General features: G+C 68.5%; 16 protein-coding genes. 8 read left to right on the forward strand and 8 right to left on the reverse strand.

The window, feature by feature from the left end; genetic code table 11:
• Nucleotides 1–23: 23 nt before the first annotated feature.
• From AC3RX0_RS11090 to AC3RX0_RS11105, 4 genes are all read left to right on the forward strand, one after another.
• Entirely contained in the window at nt 24–323 is a 300-nt protein-coding gene (locus AC3RX0_RS11090; protein WP_491506039.1) for a chorismate mutase, read from the forward strand.
• Nucleotides 324–660: 337 nt separating this feature from the next.
• Nucleotides 661–1947 (forward strand): quaternary amine ABC transporter ATP-binding protein, encoded by a 1287-nt coding sequence (locus tag AC3RX0_RS11095; RefSeq protein WP_491506040.1) that lies wholly within the window; start codon nt 661–663, stop codon nt 1945–1947.
• The gene (locus AC3RX0_RS11100) at nt 1947–2864 is read left to right on the forward strand and encodes an ABC transporter permease (protein WP_491506041.1); all 918 of its coding nucleotides are present in this window, start codon (nt 1947–1949) and stop codon (nt 2862–2864) included. Before AC3RX0_RS11095 ends, AC3RX0_RS11100 begins: the two co-directional genes overlap by 1 nt.
• A gap of 99 nt (nt 2865–2963) precedes the next feature.
• A complete protein-coding gene (locus AC3RX0_RS11105) occupies nt 2964–3854 on the forward strand; it encodes a glycine betaine ABC transporter substrate-binding protein (RefSeq protein ID WP_491506042.1) in 891 nt (296 codons plus the stop codon).
• Nucleotides 3855–4165: 311 nt separating this feature from the next.
• Here the strand turns inward: AC3RX0_RS11105 and AC3RX0_RS11110 are convergent, their stop codons facing one another.
• The gene (locus tag AC3RX0_RS11110; protein WP_491506043.1) at nt 4166–5194 is read right to left on the reverse strand and encodes an HNH endonuclease signature motif containing protein; all 1029 of its coding nucleotides are present in this window, start codon (nt 5192–5194) and stop codon (nt 4166–4168) included.
• A gap of 333 nt (nt 5195–5527) precedes the next feature.
• Here AC3RX0_RS11110 and AC3RX0_RS11115 point away from each other — a divergent pair, with 333 nt between their 5' ends.
• The gene (locus tag AC3RX0_RS11115; protein ID WP_491506044.1) at nt 5528–5917 is read left to right on the forward strand and encodes a hypothetical protein; all 390 of its coding nucleotides are present in this window, start codon (nt 5528–5530) and stop codon (nt 5915–5917) included.
• Between the two features lie 230 nt (nt 5918–6147).
• On the opposite strand, the gene AC3RX0_RS11120 is transcribed toward AC3RX0_RS11115, so the two are convergent.
• From AC3RX0_RS11120 to AC3RX0_RS11150, 7 genes are all read right to left on the reverse strand, one after another.
• On the reverse strand, nt 6148–7050 hold the full coding sequence (locus AC3RX0_RS11120; protein WP_491506045.1) for a hypothetical protein: 903 nt from the start codon (nt 7048–7050) through the stop codon (nt 6148–6150).
• 86 nt (nt 7051–7136) lie between these two features.
• A complete protein-coding gene (locus AC3RX0_RS11125) occupies nt 7137–7271 on the reverse strand; it encodes a hypothetical protein (protein ID WP_491506046.1) in 135 nt (44 codons plus the stop codon).
• Nucleotides 7272–7281: 10 nt separating this feature from the next.
• Entirely contained in the window at nt 7282–9603 is a 2322-nt protein-coding gene (gene purL, locus AC3RX0_RS11130) for a phosphoribosylformylglycinamidine synthase subunit PurL (RefSeq protein WP_491506047.1), read from the reverse strand.
• A 121-nt stretch (nt 9604–9724) separates the two neighbouring features.
• A complete protein-coding gene (locus tag AC3RX0_RS11135; protein WP_491506048.1) occupies nt 9725–11698 on the reverse strand; it encodes an APC family permease in 1974 nt (657 codons plus the stop codon).
• A 106-nt stretch (nt 11699–11804) separates the two neighbouring features.
• Nucleotides 11805–12263 (reverse strand): Fe-S cluster assembly sulfur transfer protein SufU, encoded by a 459-nt coding sequence (gene sufU / locus AC3RX0_RS11140; protein WP_491506049.1) that lies wholly within the window; start codon nt 12261–12263, stop codon nt 11805–11807.
• Entirely contained in the window at nt 12260–13546 is a 1287-nt protein-coding gene (locus AC3RX0_RS11145; RefSeq protein ID WP_491506050.1) for a SufS family cysteine desulfurase, read from the reverse strand. Before AC3RX0_RS11145 ends, sufU begins: the two co-directional genes overlap by 4 nt.
• Before the next feature lie 10 nt (nt 13547–13556).
• Entirely contained in the window at nt 13557–14510 is a 954-nt protein-coding gene (locus tag AC3RX0_RS11150) for a LysR family transcriptional regulator (RefSeq protein WP_491506341.1), read from the reverse strand.
• Between the two features lie 151 nt (nt 14511–14661).
• Between AC3RX0_RS11150 and AC3RX0_RS11155 the strand changes: the two genes are divergently transcribed.
• Genes AC3RX0_RS11155 through AC3RX0_RS11165 form a run of 3 tightly spaced genes read left to right on the forward strand, consistent with a single transcriptional unit; the run spans nt 14662 to nt 17918 of the window.
• Complete coding sequence (locus tag AC3RX0_RS11155) at nt 14662–16041, forward strand: MFS transporter (RefSeq protein ID WP_491506051.1); 1380 nt, start codon at nt 14662–14664, stop codon at nt 16039–16041.
• Between the two features lie 39 nt (nt 16042–16080).
• Nucleotides 16081–17301: an FAD-dependent monooxygenase gene (locus AC3RX0_RS11160; protein ID WP_491506052.1), complete on the forward strand. Its 1221-nt coding sequence runs from the start codon at nt 16081–16083 to the stop codon at nt 17299–17301.
• Complete coding sequence (locus AC3RX0_RS11165; protein ID WP_491506053.1) at nt 17298–17918, forward strand: NADPH-dependent F420 reductase; 621 nt, start codon at nt 17298–17300, stop codon at nt 17916–17918. Before AC3RX0_RS11160 ends, AC3RX0_RS11165 begins: the two co-directional genes overlap by 4 nt.
• Nucleotides 17919–17969: the final 51 nt, after the last annotated feature.

The following is a 17969-nucleotide window of genomic DNA, read 5'->3' on the forward strand; positions in this document are numbered from 1 at the left end:
CTGACGGATGCCGGGAGGATGTCATGACCGACGCCGAAGATCCGATGGTGACCCTGCGTCGTCTGCGCGGCAGCATCGACAACATCGACGCATCGCTCATCTACCTGCTCGCCGAGCGGTTCAAATGCACGAAACAGGTGGGGCGGCTGAAGGCCGAGCACGCGATGCCGCCCTCGGACCCCGCGCGCGAGGAGCAACAGGTCGCGCGCCTGCGCCGTCTGGCCGAAGAGGCCGATCTCGACCCCGAGTTCGCGCACAAGTGGTTCGCGTTCGTCGTGGCCGAGGTCATCCGCCACCATGAGGCGGCCGCCGAAGACGCCTGAGTCCCGCGGCCTGGCGAGCCCGTCGAGGGCCGCGTCGAGGCCCTCCGGACGCCCGCCCCGGCTTGCATCCTTCTATCGACTGACGTAACGTCGATAGAAGGGCCTCCGGGTGGCACGATGTGCCATCGTGGCCCTGACGACCAGTCCGCGGCCGCGTCGTCTGCCCCTCGGGGGCGTTCTGGCGCGAACGTATGGTCGGCGGTCTGGGCGACGGACCCGATGTGTGTCGCCGCAGCGCAAGCGTTTCAGCACCCGATGACGTGAGCCGAGCGCGTGCCGAAGATCGTCACCCGGGCGTAACCAATGCAGTCGCGCCGCGACTGCCGAGGCCAAGCAAGTGACCATCCCACCCGCTGTCGAGGCCAAGAACCTCTTCAAAGTCTTCGGGCGCAATCCCAAAGACGCCGTTCGCCGGCTCAAGGCCGGCGAGACCCGTGCTCAGGTGCGGGATGCCGGTACCGCCGCTGTGATCGAAGCGAGCTTCACCGTCCAGCCCGGCGAGATCTTCGTGATCATGGGCCTGAGCGGCTCCGGCAAGTCCACCATCATCCGCATGCTGAACGGCCTGCTGCAGCCCAGCGCCGGTGAAGTGCTCGTCAAGGGCGAGAACGTCACTACGGCGAACCCGGCCGAGCTGCGCCGCATCCGTCGCACCTCCATGTCGATGGTGTTCCAGCACTTCGCGCTGCTGCCGCACCGCACCGTTCTCGACAACGCCGCCTACGGTCTCGAGATCCAGGGCGTGGGCAAGGCCGAACGTCGCGAGCGCGCACGAGAGATCCTCACCAAGGTGGGGCTCGGCGACCGCGTCGACGCGATGCCCGACGAGCTGTCGGGCGGCATGAAACAGCGTGTGGGCCTGGCACGCGGGCTGGCCGCGGGCACCGACATCCTGCTCATGGACGAGGCGTTCTCGGCGCTCGACCCGCTGATCCGACGCGAGCTGCAGGAGCAGCTCGTCGAGCTGCAGCAGGAGCTCGGGCGCACGATCGTCTTCATCACCCACGACCTGAACGAGGCGATGTTCCTCGGTGACCGCATCGCGGTGATGCGCGACGGCCGGATCGTGCAGAACGGCACGCCCGAAGAGATCCTGACGGACCCGGCGAACGACTACGTGGCGCAGTTCGTGCAGGACGTCGACCGTGCCCGCGTGCTCACCGCGGGCGCGGTGATGGAGCGCCCGCTGGCCGTGCCGGTGTCGGCCGGCATCCGCGGCGCGCTGCGCGTCATGCGCGAGGAGCAGGTCAACGAAGTGTTCGTGGTCGAGAACCGCAAGCTCCTGGGCGTGGTCACCGACCGCGCCGTGATCCGCGCCGTCAAGGGCGGAACCACCGATCTGCGAGCCATCGCCGACCACAGTGTGCGGCGCCTGGGCGCGGACGACCTGCTCACCGACGTCGTGGAGCACGCCGTCGGCAGCCCCGTCTCGCTGCCCGTCGTCGGCGCCGACGGGCGCCTCATCGGCGTGGTGCCGCGCATCACGCTGCTGGCGGCGCTCGGCAACGTGCCCGCCACGACCCAGCCGATCTCGATCGTGCCGGCCACGGCGCTCGAGCTGGCCGAGGAGCTGACCGAGCTCGCTCCGAACGCGCTGGCCGTGGCCGAAGGGGGTGAGCGCTGATGGACATGATCCGCATCCCACTCGGCGATTGGGTCGAGACGCTCATCAATTGGGTCATCGAGGTGCTCGGAGGCTTCTTCGACGTCGTCGCGACGATCTTCGGCGGCCTGTACGACGGCGCCGAGTGGCTGTTCACCACGCCGCCGTTCTGGCTGATCATCGTCGTGGTCGCCGCCATCGCGTGGCTGGCCAAGGGCTGGAAGCTCGCGGTCGGCTCGATCGTCGGGCTGTTCGTGATCGGCGCGGTCGACCAGTGGGAGAACGCGATGCAGACGCTCGCGCTCACCCTCGTTGCGGTGCTCATCGCGGTCGTGATCGCGATTCCCGTGGGCATCTGGGCCGCCCGCTCGCAGACGGTCTCGAAGATCGTGCGCCCGATCCTGGACTTCCTGCAGACGATGCCGGCGTTCGTCTACCTGATCCCGGCGATCTTCCTGTTCGGCATCGGGGTCGTGCCCGGCATGGTGGCCACGATCCTGTTCGCCGTCGCCCCCGGCGTACGGCTGACCGAGCTCGGCATCCGCGGCGTGGACCAGGAAGTGGTCGAAGCCGGCAACGCGTTCGGTGCGACGCCGGGACGCATCCTGCGCCAGATCCAGCTGCCGCTGGCGATGCCGTCGATCATGGCGGGCATCAACCAGATCATCATGCTCGCCCTGTCGATGGCCGTGATCGCCAGCATGGTCGGCGCGCCCGGCCTGGGCAAGGACATCATCCAGGCGCTCAGCCGCACCGACATCGCCCTCGGATTCGAGGCGGGTCTGGCCGTCGTGATCATCGCGATGATCCTCGACCGCGTCACGAGCGGGTTCGGTGCCGTCAAGCGCGGGCGTCGACGCATCGCGCACGTCGCGGCATCCACCGACGAAGCCGGCCAGGCCGAGGCATCCACCTCGCGCACGCCCGCCACCATCTGATCACCACTCTTCGGCGCCGCATGCGCCGAGACTCCGCGAGACTCTGCGGGGATCCCCAACGCCCGTGCCACAGCACACGGGAGGAAAGGAATCAATCACATGAAGAAGCGCACTCTGTTCGGCGCCCTTGCCATGGGACTGGCCGCCAGCGTCGCCCTGGTCGGCTGCGCGAGCGGCACCGGCGACAACGCCGGCGGCAGCGGCAAGAAGGTCACGGTCGGCGTGTTCAACGGCTGGCCCGAGGGTGAGGCCGCGTCGTACCTGTGGCAGCAGATCCTCGAAGACAAGGGCTACAAGGTCGATCTCGAGTACGCCGACGCCGGTCCGGTGTTCGCGGGCCTGGCCAAGGGCGACTTCGACGTCGCGTTCGACGGCTGGCTGCCGACCACGCACGCGAGCTACTTCAAGCAGTATGGCAAGAAGCTCGTCGACCTCGGCTCGTGGAACGACGACGCCAAGCTGACTCTCGCCGTGCCGGCCGACGCACCGATCGACTCGATCGACCAGCTAGCCGCCAACGCCGACAAGTTCGGCAACCGCATCGTCGGCATCGAGCCGGGCGCGGGCCTGACCGAGGCGATGGAGAAGAAGGTCATCCCCGAGTACGGCCTGGACAAGATGGACTTCATCACCTCGTCGACGCCGGCCATGCTCGCCGAGCTGAAGAAGGCGCTCGACGGCCACAAGGACATCGCGGTCACGTTGTGGCGCCCGCACTGGGCCTACGACGCGTACGACCTGAAGGATCTCAAGGACCCGAAGGGCGCGCTGGGGGCCGCGGAGTCGATCCACACGGTGACCCGCACGGGCTTCGCCGACGACCAGGCGAAGGTCAACACCTGGTTCAAGGGGTTCAAGATGGACTCCGACCACCTGTTCTCGCTCGAGAACGCGATGTTCCGCGAGGAGCACAAGCAGAGCGAGTACCCCGACATCGTCAAGAAGTGGATGTCGGAGAACCAGGACTACGTCGACTCGCTCACCAAGTGATCCGCCCGGCCCGCTGGGCGGGCCCGCGCGAAACCCGCAAGATCATGCGGGCGCTTCAAGACGAAGCGCCCGCACCTGACATGAAGCGCCGGCACCCTGCGTGGGTGTCGGCGCTTCATCGTGCGCCGATGACATGCCGCACGGCGCAGTTCGCCCCTCGTCGCAGTGGATTCGGTCGGTTCCGCGTGTTCTCAGCCTGCGTCGCGCTTCCTGAGCAGGATGGAGCGGTGACGATCACGGCTTCATCACGGACCCGCCTCGTGGAACCGCATCGTCCTGCTCGACCGTCTGCAGGAGTCCGTGCGCTGCGTTCACACAGCGGGTGCGAACCGCATCAGATTGCGGGCCGGCAGCGGGCGTGGTTCGCTCCCGCCGGGTGGATGAAGCCAGTACGCATCGGATCCGTCGGCCACCCACGCGCGGGTGATCCACCAGCCTTGATTGTGCAGACGCATGTGGCAGTTGCGGCACAGGAGGATGCCGTCGGCGAGATCCGTTCTGCCGCCTGATGCCGCCCACGGATAGATGTGGTGCGCTTCGCAGCGGGATGGTTCCGCACCGCACCACCTGCATCCTCCGTCTCGCAGTGCGAGAGCCACACGCTGTTTCGGTGTGAAGAGGCGGGACTCGCGCCCCACGTCGAGCGGGGTGCCGCACGAGTCGACGGTGATGGGCTTGACTCCGGCGTCGCAGAGGTACTTCTCGGCCATCGTGGCGGGAATCGCCTGCCCGGTCTCTTCGTAGTACGCGACACCGACACCGACACCGACACCCTGGTCGTGGTGGTCGTGGTTGTCGTGGTTGTCGTGGTGGTCGTGGTCGTGGTCGTCACCGTGGTCGTGGTCGTGGTCGTGGTCGTGGTCGTGGTCGTGGTCGTGGTCGTGGTCGTGGTCGTGGTGTTCTGCTCCGGCCTCGAGGGCCTCGGCCGTCACGATGACCCGCACACCCGGCTGGCGATCTCCGAACGCCTGGGTGGGGTCGGCCGCTGCTCCCGTGCGCAGCACTGCCATGATCGTGTCGTACTGCAGCTGCTCGTTGGTGCGCGTGTCTTCGTCGGCCGCGGTATTCGCGGCGGCGCGTGCGTCGGGGTCGACGAAGCGGGGTCCACGGCGCGGCCGCAACGCGGCGTTGAGGATCGTCTGCACCCACGCCGCGGCATCGTCGTCGTAGGTGATGTGCGCGTGGCGCTGCCCGTCGGCGTCGACCCAGGTGCGGAACGAGCGCTTGCGGAAGCGCTCTTCGAACCGCAGGCGGGTGCCGACCGGGTCGAGCGTGTCGCGAGCGAGCCGGGCATCGGCTGCGAGGTCTTCGACGCTGCGATCGCTCGCGTCTTCGATCAAGGTGCATGCCGCTTCACGCCATGCGCGTGGCAGGAAATCTGGCGCGAGTTCGAGGTAGCGGTCGATGGGCGGTTCGCCCAGTCCTCGTCGGATCGCGTCATACTGCTCACGCGAGAGCCGCCCCGACCCCAGAGCATCGGTCAGTGGTGTGAACCAGGGGGAGCGCCCGACGACCCTGTCGGCGCCGGCCGACGAACCGTCGGCATTCCCGTCGCCGGCTGTGCCGTGACCGGATACGTCGCCGTCGCCCGGTGAGCCATCGCCTCTCGAGCAGCCCGTGTCTGAGTCATCCCGACCTGAACCGTCGCGCCCCGGACCGCCGCTCTCCGCACCGTGCACACCGCCGAGCTTCGCAGCGGTGTGTACGGCGGCCAGGTCTTTGCCGGCCTCGGTGGATCGGCGGATGTCGGCACGGGTCTGTCCGGTGACGGATTGTACGAGATCACCCGCCGTGCGATGGCCGGCGCGCTGCGCCAACCCTTGGTAGCCGAGACCGCGCGCGGAGCGATGATCAACCTCGGCCGCCATTGCGGCGACCAGCACTTCGACCGCTCGGCGCGCTTCGCCGGCGATCCGCAACCCCTCGAGCAGCGATTCGTCGGAGAGCTGAGACAGACGTTCAGTCACGTCGCCGTCGCCGAGACCCGCGCACAGTCGAGCCGCTGCGGTGGCCAGTTGCTGGTGCGGGAAGAGGTCCACGAAGGGCTCCGACGGTCGATGTGATCGATGGCATCTTCTCGGCCGAAGAGGGCGATCGCCGCCGACCCTCGCATGTCACTTGACCCGGGCTCCACTGACGCGGAACGAACTGTCGCTCACACGGTACAACGAGGCTCGGACACTGCATCCGACACTCGGTGCATCGCTGATATCTACGATATTAGCCGAACAGACTATCGAGCGCAAGGGATAAGAAGTTCGAACCCTGCAACCGCTTCGAGGCTGAACGCTGATCAGGAATGCGACTCAGAACGCCGTGGAACGGGCCAGGATCCGGCGTCGGACTGACGCATGGGAAGCGGCTCGGCGGCTGGGGATGCCGCATCCCCAGCCGCGTCGCCGACGACGGCCACATCGACGGCCGGCTCGGGGCTGGGCGCAGAGGCGGTGGGCGCCGCCCCGGCCGCTGAGGCCGCTGTGGCCGGCAGCTGCAGGGCGACCTTCTTCTCGAGCACCTCGACCGCGCCGTCCGAGAGCGAGATGAGGCCGTCGAGCTCTTCGCGCACGCGCTTGTAGGCGATCTGCCGCTCGGCAGGGGTGGCGGCCTCGTCGACGGCGACCGTCAGCAGCTGCTTGGCGGTGTCGAGCCGCTTGCGCTCGCTGTCGGTGAACGACGAATCGCGGATGCGGCGGGCATCGCGCTCGGCGACGTCGAACGCGACCTCATAGTCGGTGACCGCGTTGCGGTACTCGTCCAGCTGCTCCTTTGCCAGCTTGACCTTGACGGATGCGGGCCGCAGCCGGTCGGCGACCTTCTTGGCTCGCAGGAACGCCGCCGTCAACGGCTGGCGTCCGTCGCTCATCGCGGGGAAGGCGATGAGCTTGGCGACGTCGAGCTCGTACTCCAGCCAGCGCTTGGTCACGGCATCCTGCGCGTCGAACAGCTTCTGCAGCTGGTCGGCCACGGGCGCTGCTTCGGCGGCTGGAGGTGCGGCCCCGCGCCCGCGACGAGCCGCGCGCGCGTCGGCCTCGGCGGAGCGGATCTCGGCCTTGGCGTGCATGAGCTCGAGGCGTCGCTGGTGGCGCAGCTTGGAGTTGCGCTCCCACGACTTGGCGAGCGCGCCGACGACTCCCATGAATGGGAAGATCAGCCACCAATAGCTGCCCAAGAAGCCGACGAAGTCGTGAGGTTGCACCCTGCCATGGTAACCATCGGGGGTCGCCGAAGTACCGGCCCTTCGCCTCGCTTCGCTCGCTCCGGGATCTGTGTTGTTCCGGACTGTCAGCCGAAGAGCAGGGCGAGGACGGTCGCGCCACCCGCGACCAGGATCAGCGCCACGATGACCACCCACGCGATCACCTTGATGCGGTGCTGGCGGCGCTCGCTGAACACGCTGTACTCGTCGTCGTCGGGCATAGGCACCAGTCTAGGGTTCGGTGACCGTCGGGCCGAACACCGCGGGCAGGGTCGCCTCGGCCCGCTCGTTCAGCTCGGCGACCGGCACGGTGAACAGGCCCTGCACCTCGAGCGCGGCATCCGGGCCGGACTCGTCGGTGACGCCGATGCGCAGCACCGGGTAGCCGCGGCCTTCGCACAGTCCGCGGAACTTGACGTCCTCTTCACGGGGCACGGTCACGATCGCACGCGCGGTGGTCTCGGAGAAGAGGGCGGATGCGGCATCCACCCCATCACGCTCGATGATCTCGTCGAGCCAGACGCGGGCGCCGACGCCGAAGCGCCGCACACCGTCGGCGAGGGTCTGCGCGAGCCCGCCCTCGGAGAGGTCGTGCGCGCTCGAGACGAGGTTCTGGTCGTTGGCCGCGTGGATCAGCTCGGCCAGACGCTTCTCGGCACCCAGGTCGACGGCCGGCGGACGGCCGCCGAGGTGGCCGTGCACGGTCGCGGCCCACGCCGAGCCGCTCAGCTCGGTCGCCGTGACGCCGAGCAGGTAGATGTTCTCGCCCTCGTCCTGCCAGCCGGCGGGGATGCGGTGCGCGACGTCCTCGATGATGCCCATCACGCCGACGACCGGGGTCGGGTGGATCGGCACATCACCGGTCTGGTTGTAGAAGCTGACGTTGCCGCCCGTGACCGGAACGGCAAGCTCCAGGCATCCATCGGCCAACCCGTCCACCGCCTGCGAGAACTGCCACATGACCTCGGGGTTCTCGGGGCTGCCGAAGTTCAGGCAGTCGGTCACGGCGGCGGGCACCGCGCCGCTGACGGCGACGTTGCGGTACGCCTCGGCCAGGGCCAGCTGTGCGCCCTGATACGGATCGAGCTGGCAGTAGCGGCCGTTCGCATCGGTCGCGATCGCGAAGCCCAGGCCGCTGGTCTCGTCGACGCGGATCATGCCCGCGTTGTCGGGGAAGGCCAGGGCCGTGTTGCCGCCGACGTAGTAGTCGTACTGGTTCGTGATCCACGACGCGTCGGCCTGGTTGGGGCTGGAGATCACCCGCAGGAACTGGTCGCGCAGCTCGTCTCCGTCGGTCGGGCGGTCGAGGGCGGATGCCGCGTCCTGCTGCAGCGCGTCGAGCCAGGCCGGGTACGCGATCGGACGCTCGTACACCGGGCCGTCGACGGCCACGGTCGACGGGTCGACGTCGACGATCTGCTCGCCGTGCCAGAAGATCTGCAGGCGTCCGTCGCCGGTCACCTCGCCGAGCACGCTGGTCTCGACATCCCATTTCGCCGTCACCGCGAGGAATTCGTCGAGCTTGTCGGGCGCGACGACCGCCATCATGCGCTCCTGGCTCTCGCTCATCAGGATCTCTTCGGGCGTGAGCGTGGGGTCGCGCAGCAGCACGTTCTCGAGGTCGACGCGCATGCCCGACCCGCCGTTGGCGGCCAGCTCGCTGGTCGCGCACGAGATGCCGGCGGCACCCAGGTCCTGGATGGCCTCGACCAGCTCGCCCTTGTAGAGCTCGAGGCAGCATTCGATGAGCACCTTCTCGGCGAACGGGTCGCCGACCTGCACGGCCGGGCGCTTGGTCGGGCCGCCTTCCGAGAACGTGTCGGACGCGAGGATGGATGCCCCGCCGATGCCGTCGCCGCCGGTGCGGGCGCCGAACAGCACGACCTTGTTGCCGGCGCCGCTCGCGTTGGCGAGCTTGAGGTCCTCGTGGCGCAGCACGCCCACCGCGAGCGCGTTCACGAGAGGGTTGCCCTGGTACACCGGGTCGAACACCGTCTCGCCGCCGATGTTGGGCAGGCCCAGGCAGTTGCCGTAGAACGAGATGCCGCCGACCACGCCGTGCACGACGCGCGCGGTGTCGGGGTCGTCGATCGCGCCGAAGCGCAGCTGGTCCATCACCGCGACCGGGCGGGCGCCCATCGAGATGATGTCGCGCACGATGCCGCCGACGCCGGTCGCGGCGCCCTGGAACGGCTCGATGTAGCTCGGGTGGTTGTGGCTCTCGACCTTGAACGTCACCGCCCAGCCCTCGCCGATGTCGACCACGCCGGCGTTCTGGCCCATGCCCACCATGAGGCGGGTCTTCATTTCTTCGGTGACCTTCTGCCCGAACCGGCGCAGGTAGATCTTGCTCGACTTGTACGAGCAGTGCTCGCTCCACATGACCGAGTACATCGCCAGCTCGCCGCTGGTGGGACGCCGGCCGAGGATGCTCTTGATCTCGGCGTACTCGTCGGGCTTGAGACCGAGCGCCGCATACGGCTGCTCCTTCTCGGGAGTCGCCTTCGCGTTGTCGACGGTGTCGGCGACGGATGCCTGGGTGGGGGTGGTCATGCGGCTGAGCTCCATCCTTCGTGCACCCGGGTCCACGGGCGCCGGACACATCGATTCTAGTTGCCGGGTATGCCCGGTGACGCCGGGTGCGCGGCATCCAGCCGGGTGCCGACGTGCACCCTCAGGCGACGTGCACCATCGGGCGGCGAGTGACGTCGGGCTCGGCCTGGCGCAGCACCTCGCGGGTGACCGGGGCCACCTCGCCGGTGCCGGTGAACAGGAACCGCAGCATGTTCGAGAGCGGATTGCCCTCGGTCCACTCGAAGTAGACGGTGGGCACCACTCCGGTGCGGTCGCGCGTGGCCATCAGGATGGCGGCGACCGTGTTGGGAACGTTGCCGCTGCGCACCTCGAGCACGCGGTACCCGTATCGCTCGACGCCGGTGACCTCGAGGTCCTCTTCGAAGTCCGACGAGTCGGACGGGTGCACCTCGAGGAACAGCGTGTGCGCCGAGCGCGGCATGTTGGTCTCCTGCCGCTCTTCGCGATTCTTCTCCTGGTACTCGGCGCCGCCCTCGCCGTGCGGCTCATGCGCGATGACGTCGATCTGCCCCCGGGCGGCGTCGGCCTCGAGGAACGCCGTCGCCTTCTCGTCGAACGTTATGGACGTGGCTCGCAGCTGGAACGAGCGCCCGATGCGGGAGATGAGCGAGACGATCATGATGCCGAGGATGAACAGTGCGGCGATGCGGATGCCGTCGGGCCGTTCCATCACATTCAGCACGGTCGTGTACACGAACACGAGCGAGATCAGCGAGAAGACGGCGACGCGCCAGCGCTGACGTCGGCGGTAGGCCGAGACGGCCACGGCGACGGCCGCCGACGTGATCAGAACGAGCACGCCGGTCGCGTAGGCGCCGCCCTGGGCGTCGACGCTGGCGCGGAAGACGATCGTGACGATGAACGCGATCACGGTGAACACGAGCACGAGCGGACGCACCGAGCGTGCCCATTGCGGCGCCATGCCGTACCGCGGCAGGTACCGGGGCACGAGGTTCAGCAGCCCGGCCATCGCCGACGCGCCCGCGAACCACAGGATCGCGATCGTGCTGAGGTCGTACACGGTGCCGAAGCCGCTGCCCAGATACAGGTGCGCGAGATACGCCAGCGCACGCCCGTTCGCCGGCCCGCCGGGCTGGAACTCCGATTGCGGGATGAGGACGGTCGTCACGAAGCTCGACGTGATCAGGAACGCGCTCATGATCACCGCCGCGGTGGTCAGCAGCCGCTTCGTGCCGCGGATGCGCGTGCGCGGGTCGTCGGGGCTGTCGTCGTCCGAGCCGTGCACCTGCGGCATCACCGCGACACCGGTCTCGAAGCCCGACAGTCCCAGTGCGAGCTTGGGGAACACGATCAGGGCGATCCCGGCGACCATGAGCGGATTGCCGTGCTGCGCGGTCAGGGCGCCCCACCAGTCGTGCACGACGACCGGATGCTGCAGCACGTGACCGATGCCGACGGCCACCACGACGACGTTAAGGGCCAGATAGGCGGCGACCAGCCCGACCGCGATGCCGATCGCCTCGCGGAACCCGGCCAGGAAGACCGCACCGAGGACGGCGATCAGCACGATCGTGATTCCGATCTGGTTGCCGCGGAACCACGACGGCGCGAACGGGTTCTCGATGGCGTGGGCCGAGGCATCCGCCGCCGACAGTGTGATCGTGATCATGAAGTCCGTCGCCGCGAACCCCAGCAGCACCAGCACGAACACCTTGCCCGTCCACCACGGCAGCAGCCGCTCGAGCATCGCGATCGACCCCGATCCGCGAAAGCTCTCGCGTGCGACCCGGCGATAGACCGGCAGCGCGCCCAGCAGCGTCAGCGCCACCAGCACGATCGTGGCGAACGGCGAGATGAGGCCCGCCGCCAGCGCCGCGATCGCCGGCTGGTACCCGAGAGTCGAGAAGTAGTCGAGGCCGGTCAGGCACATGACCCGCCACCACGCATGCGTGCCGGCGGTCGCTTGCGCGTGGGGTCCCTGGTGGCTGCCGGCGTCGTCGACGAGTCCGGTCAGCAGCCAGGTGCGCACTCCCTTGCGACGGGAGCCGTTCGACGATTCCCGCGTTGAGGCGATCTGATCCGTACGCGACATGACGCCTCCCTCGACGACGCCGAGTATTCATCCAGGGTAGATCCCGGGCTGTCACGGCGGCAGGGTGCCGCTCTGCACGTGTGGGCTCCTGCCCGAGGCGGCGAAGTCACACGCGCGTGAGGGCGTCCTCCAGGGCGACCCAGGCGAGCATCGCGCACTTGACCCGGGCGGTGTACTTCGACACCCCCGACAGGGCCGCAGCGTCGCCGAAGCGCTGTTCGTCCAGCGGGATCTCGCCGCGCGAGCGCAGTGCGGTGCGGAACGCGTCGATGAGAGTGGATGCCTCGGCCCGCGGCATCCCTTCTTCTTCGCCGATGAGCGACGCGAGCATCGAGGCCGACGCCTGCGAGATGGAGCATCCCTGGCCCTCCCACGTGACGTCGCGGACGACCTCGCCGGCCCTGCCCTCCGTGAGCCGCACGCGCAGCGTGATCTCGTCGCCGCAGACCGGATTGCGCTGGTGCGACTCGGACGAGCGTCCCTCGGCGTCGGCCAGCCCGTAGCCGTGCGGGTGCTTGGAGTGATCGAGGATCAGCTCCTGGTACAGCGACTCGAGTCCGCTCATCGGCCCGCTCCGAAGAACGCCCGCACGCCCGAGACGGCATCCAGGAACGTGTCGATCTCGGCCTCGGTCGTGAACACCGATGCGCTCGCGCGCACCGACGCCGTCATGCCGAACCGGCGATGCAGCGGCTGTGCGCAGTGGTGGCCGACCCGCACGGCGATGCCTCGGGCATCGAGCACCTGGCCGACGTCGTGCGCGTGCACGCCGTCGACGTCGAAGGCGCACAGGGCGACGCGTTCGACGTCGGCGCCGGCCGTGTCGCCGAGCAGCCGGATGCCGGGGATCTCGCGCAGCCCGTCACGCAGGCGCCGCTCGAGCACGCGCTCACGGCCGTGCACGGCGGCCATGCCCAGGCGGTCGAGGTAGCGCACGGCGGCGGCGAGGCCGATCGCCTGCGACACCGGCTGCGTGCCGGCCTCGAACTTCTGCGGCGCGGGCAGGAACTCCGCGTGCTCGAGCGTCACGGTCGTGACCATCGAGCCGCCGGTGTTGACGGGCGGCAGCGCGTCGAGCACCGCGCGGCGCCCGTACAGCGCGCCGATGCCGTACGGGCCGAGCATCTTGTGGCCCGAGAACGCGGCGAGATCGACGCCCAGGGCGGACAGGTCGAGGGGAAGGTGGGGTGCGGACTGGCAGGCGTCGAGCACCGTCAGGGCTCCGACATCCTTCGCCATCGCGACCAGGGCTGCGACGGGGTTCACGATGCCGAGCACGTTGGACACGTGCGCGAACGCGACGACGCGGGTGCGCGCGCCGATCAGCGCGGCGGCCGCGTCGAGGTCGAGCGTGCCGTCGTCGTGGACGGGGATGTGCCGCAGCGTCGCCCCGGTGCGGGCGGCCAGCTGCTGCCACGGGATGAGGTTCGCGTGGTGCTCGGCCTCGGTGACGACGATCTCGTCGCCGGGGGCGAGGGCATAGGGGGATGCCGCGGCTGCGGCGGTGGCGTTGCCGAGCGCGTAGGCCACGAGGTTGAGGGCCGCCGTCGCGCCCGAGGTCCACACGAGGTCGTCGGTGTCGGCGCCGACGAAGGCGGCGACGGTGGCGCGGGCATCCTCGAACGCATCGGTGGCCTCGGCGGCGAGGGTGTGTGCGCCGCGGTGCACGGCCGCGTTCGCGTGCTCGAGGAACGAGCGCTCCGCGTCCAGCACGACACGCGGCTTCTGGCTCGTGGCCGCCGAGTCGAGGTACACGAGCGGGGCGTCGCCGACCGTCTCATCCAGGATCGGGAAGTCCGCCCGGACGGTATGCACGTCGAACGTGCCGGTGTCGGTGATCAAGCCCATGGAATCCAGGCTACGTCCCGGAAGGATGCCGGGGCTCCGGCGTGCCCGGTCTCACGGCGCGGCCGTAACCGCCCAGCTTCTCCACGGCGAAGTCGAGGAGGGCCGATGCGCGGGGCGTGAGCTTCATGTCCGCAGGCCAGAGCCCGACGACGTGCGAGCGGGTGACGGGCGGGTCGAGGGGCCGGATGACGACCGGACGCCCCTCGGTGCTCATCGGGAGCATGTTCGGCCGTGACATGAGCAGCCCATAGCCGAGGCCCCGGCCCACGAGCGCCTCGACGAGGCTGATCTGTGTGACGCTGGCCACGATCCTCGGCTGCAGGCCGCGCGCGGCGAAGGCGTCCGTCACGTTGCGGGTGCCGGGAGCGGCGTCGTACAGGATGTAGGGCTCGTCGGCGAGCTCTGCGAGGTCCACCGTGTCAGCCGTCGCGAGCGGGTGGTCGACAGGCAGGTGAACCTCGAGTTCCGTCGCATAGATCCTGCGGCGCCGGTAGCCGACCGGCAGCGAGACGTCGAACACGAGGGCGACATCCAGACGCCCGGCCTCGAGTGCTGCGAGCAGTTCTTCGTTGGTGCCCACCATCACCTCGAGACGCACTCCCGGGTGTCTCTTCGGGAAGCCTTCGAGAAGCTCGGGGATCATGTTCGTGGCCAGGCTCGAATAGCAGCCGAGCTTCACGGGACCCCGCAGCTCCTGCCCCCGACCCGCACTGAGCACGAGCTCATTCGTCTCGGCGATGATCTTGCGCGCCTGCTCGGCGAACTGCTGGCCCGTGGGGGTCAGAGTGAGGCCGCGCGCCTTGCGGCGTACGCACAGCTGCTCGCCCACCGCGTTCTCCAGGCTCGTGACGGCCTGCGACAGCGCAGACTCCGAGATGTGCAGATGGGCTGCGGCCGCGCTGAGTGTGGTGAAGTTCGGCAGGGCGGCGAACAGTTCCAGCTGCCTGAGGCTCACGTCGACCATGGGCACCTTCGTCTCGTCAACTTCTTCAGTCCACTCGAACTATAACTGCGCATAACTGCGATTTACACGCAGAGGCGACGTATCGCACGATGAGAGAAACCCGCTTCCCAGACCCTCCGGCGGAGGGCAGACAATGACGTTAGGGACAACGATGACCTCTTCGATTGCCACCGGCAATTCCACCTCCCAGCGCCGGATCGCCTCAGCGACGATCATCGGCACCACGATCGAGTGGTACGACTTCTTCATCTACGCCACGAGCGCAGGTCTCGTGTTCGCCCAGCTCTTCTTCCAGCCCGCCGGCAAGGACATCGGGCTCCTGCTCTCCTTCGCGACAGTCGGCATCTCCTTTCTCTTCCGCCCCCTCGGCGCGTTCCTCGCCGGCCACTTCGGCGACGTCATCGGACGACGCGCCATGCTGGTGGCCACGCTCGTCCTCATGGGAGCGGCGACGACGCTCATCGGCGTGCTGCCCACGTTCACCCAGATCGGCATCGCCGCACCGATCCTCCTGCTGGTCCTGCGCATCCTGCAGGGTCTGTCGGCGGGCGGTGAGTGGGGCGGCGCCGTTCTGATGGCCGTCGAGCACGCACCTGCGGGCCGCCGCGGCCGCGCAGGCGCCTGGCCTCAGCTCGGCGTCCCGCTCGGCTTCCTTCTCGCGTCGGGGATGACCGCGCTCATGACGGGCCTCGTCTCTCCCGGCGCCGCCTACCTGCAGTGGGGCTGGCGAGTGCCGTTCCTGGTGAGCATCGTGCTGATCGTCGTCGGCTTCCTGATCCGCCGTTCGGTCGCCGAGAGCCCGGTGTTCGCTGAGATCGCCAAGCGCGGAAAGCAGGCGAGCCTTCCGATCGTGACGCTGTTCAAGCGCCACTGGTATCTCGTGGTCCTCGCGGCCTTCGTGTTCGTGGGCAACGGCACCCTCGGCTACATGACGACGGGCGGCTTCCTCAACAACTACGCCATCAGCGTGCAGCACCTGGACACCACGGCCGTCCTCGTCGCCGCGGTCTTCGCGGCCGTCGTGTGGTTCTTCTCGACGCTGCTCGCGGGCTACCTGGCAGATGCGATCGGTCGGCGGAACACCTTCCTCATCGGCTTCGTCCTGCAGGCCGTCATCGTCTTCCCCGTCTTCTGGCTCGTCGATGCAGCCGGGCTGCCGGGTCTCTACCTCGCGCTGCTGCTGATCTCGACCGGCCTCGGCCTCACCTACGGCCCGCTGGCCGCCTGGTACGCGGAGATCTTCCCGGCATCCATCCGCTTCTCGGGTGTGTCGATCACCTACGCCGTCGGCGCGGTCCTGGGCGGGGCGTTCGCTCCGATGATCGCTCAGATGCTGCTGGGTGCCACCGGAACCACGACCGCCGTCTCGGCATACCTGCTTACCGCGACCCTTCTGGGAGCTGCGGCCACCGTGTGCCTGCGCGATCGCTCCGGCATCCCGCTCGGTCCCGACAACGAGGCCGAGCAGGCGACCGGAGCCACGATCTTCACGCCGAGAGAAGCCGCCCGTGAGTTCGCGGGAACACGCTAAGGAAGGGCACGTCTTGCGCCGGTCAGTCAAGGAGAAGCAATGGTAGGTCAGAACGCCAGGATCGCGATCATCGGCGGGGGGATGGGCGGACTCACCGCCGCCATCGCGCTGACGAAGATCGCCGGGGTCCAGGTCACCGTGTTCGAGCAGGCGAGCCGACTGGGCGAAGTGGGCGCGGGCGTCACCGTCGCACCGAATGCCGCACGCGTTCTGGAGAGGCTCGGTGTGCTCGATCGGATCAGGCGCATGGGGGCGGTCCCCGACGGGCACGGCGTCTATCTGGACGCCATGGGCGGGATGGTCACGGACGCGGCATGGGAAGACACGGCGAAGCAGTATCAGAACATCGGGATGTACCGCCCGGACCTCATCAGTGCTCTGGCGCAGGAGGTCGATCCTGAGACGGTCCGTCTGGGCCACCGCCTGCAGGCGGTCGAGACGGTCGACTCCGGCGTCCGGGTGGAGTTCGAGAACGGCGTGGAAGAGGTCTTCGACGCCGTCATCGGAGCCGACGGCATCCATTCCGTCGTGCGGAACGCCGTGGACCAGCATCCCGAGTCCGTCTACTCCGGGTACATCGTCTATCGCGGAGTGATGGACGCGACGCGCCTGCCCGAAGACTGGCCCATGATCAGCCAGGTGTGGATGGGCGACAGCAGGCACTTCATGTGCTACCCGCTGCAGCAGCGCAAGCTCTTCAACTTCGTCGCAGGCATCCCCAGCGACCGGCCCCTCAACGGGCCCTGGTCGGGCCCGGCCGAGGTCAGCGAGCTCGCCGCTGAATTCGCCGGCGATAGCTGGGATCCCCGGCTGCAGCACTTCATCTCGCTCATCGACAAGACGTTCTGGTGGGGCCTGTTCGACCACGAACCCCTCACCAATTGGTCTCGGGGGCCCGTCACGCTGCTCGGCGACGCCGCGCACACGATGCTGCCGCATCAGGGCCAGGGGGTGAACCAGGCGATGGAGGACAGCATGGCCCTCGCCACGTTCCTCGCCGCCGCCGATGACATCTCCGACATCCCCGAGGCGTTCCGGCGTTACACCGCGGTTCGCATGCAGCGCACGGCGATCCTGCAGAACGGCTCTCGCCGAGCCGGCGCCATGTTCGATGCGCAAGACGAGTTCGCCGACCTGAAGAAGCGTGACGCCGACATCCGCGTCGGTCGGGATTTCCGTCGCGGCGCCGTGTTCGACTACGACGCGCAGAAGGTGGCTGAGCGAGCTCTCCGTCGATTCAGGAAGGTCCAGTTCGCATGACTTCGATCAGCATCATCGGCAGCGGCAAGATGAGCGGGGCGATCGCAGAGGTCGCAACGCGAGCCGGTGCCCACATCCAGATCATCAAGCGCACGGCGACCAGCATGTCTGCGGCGCGGCCGGGTCTCGAGTACGGCGTGATGGGCGATGAGCTCACCGGCGATCTCGTCGTGCTCGCCGTTCCGTACGGCGCGTACTCGGGCATCCTCGAGCACTACCGGGATCAGCTCGGCGAGAAGGTCGTCATCGACATCAGCAATCCCATCGACTTCTCCACCTACGACGAGTTGAAGCCGCCGGCCGACTCGTCGACGGCGGCCGAGCTGGCCGATCTGCTGCCCGAGGGCGCAGCCGTCGTGAAGGCGTTCAACGTCAATCTCGGCGATACGCTCACCAGCGGCACGAACGGCACGACGCCCACGACCGTGCTGTACGCCGGAGACTACGCGGACGCGAAGATGCAGGTCGCTGCGCTCATCGAGGCGGCAGGAATGCGGGCGGTGGATGTCGGTCCGCTCACGCGAGCACGGGAACTCGAGGCGATGGGCTTCCTTCAGATCATCATGGCGTCGCTCGGCAAGACGCGCTATGAATCGGGATTCGCTCTGCTGCCGTAACGGAGTGGATGCCGTCATGCGGTCGAGTGCGTGATGTCGCCGTCGGGTGCA

This window comes from Microbacterium sp. W1-4-2 (assembly GCF_058349885.2).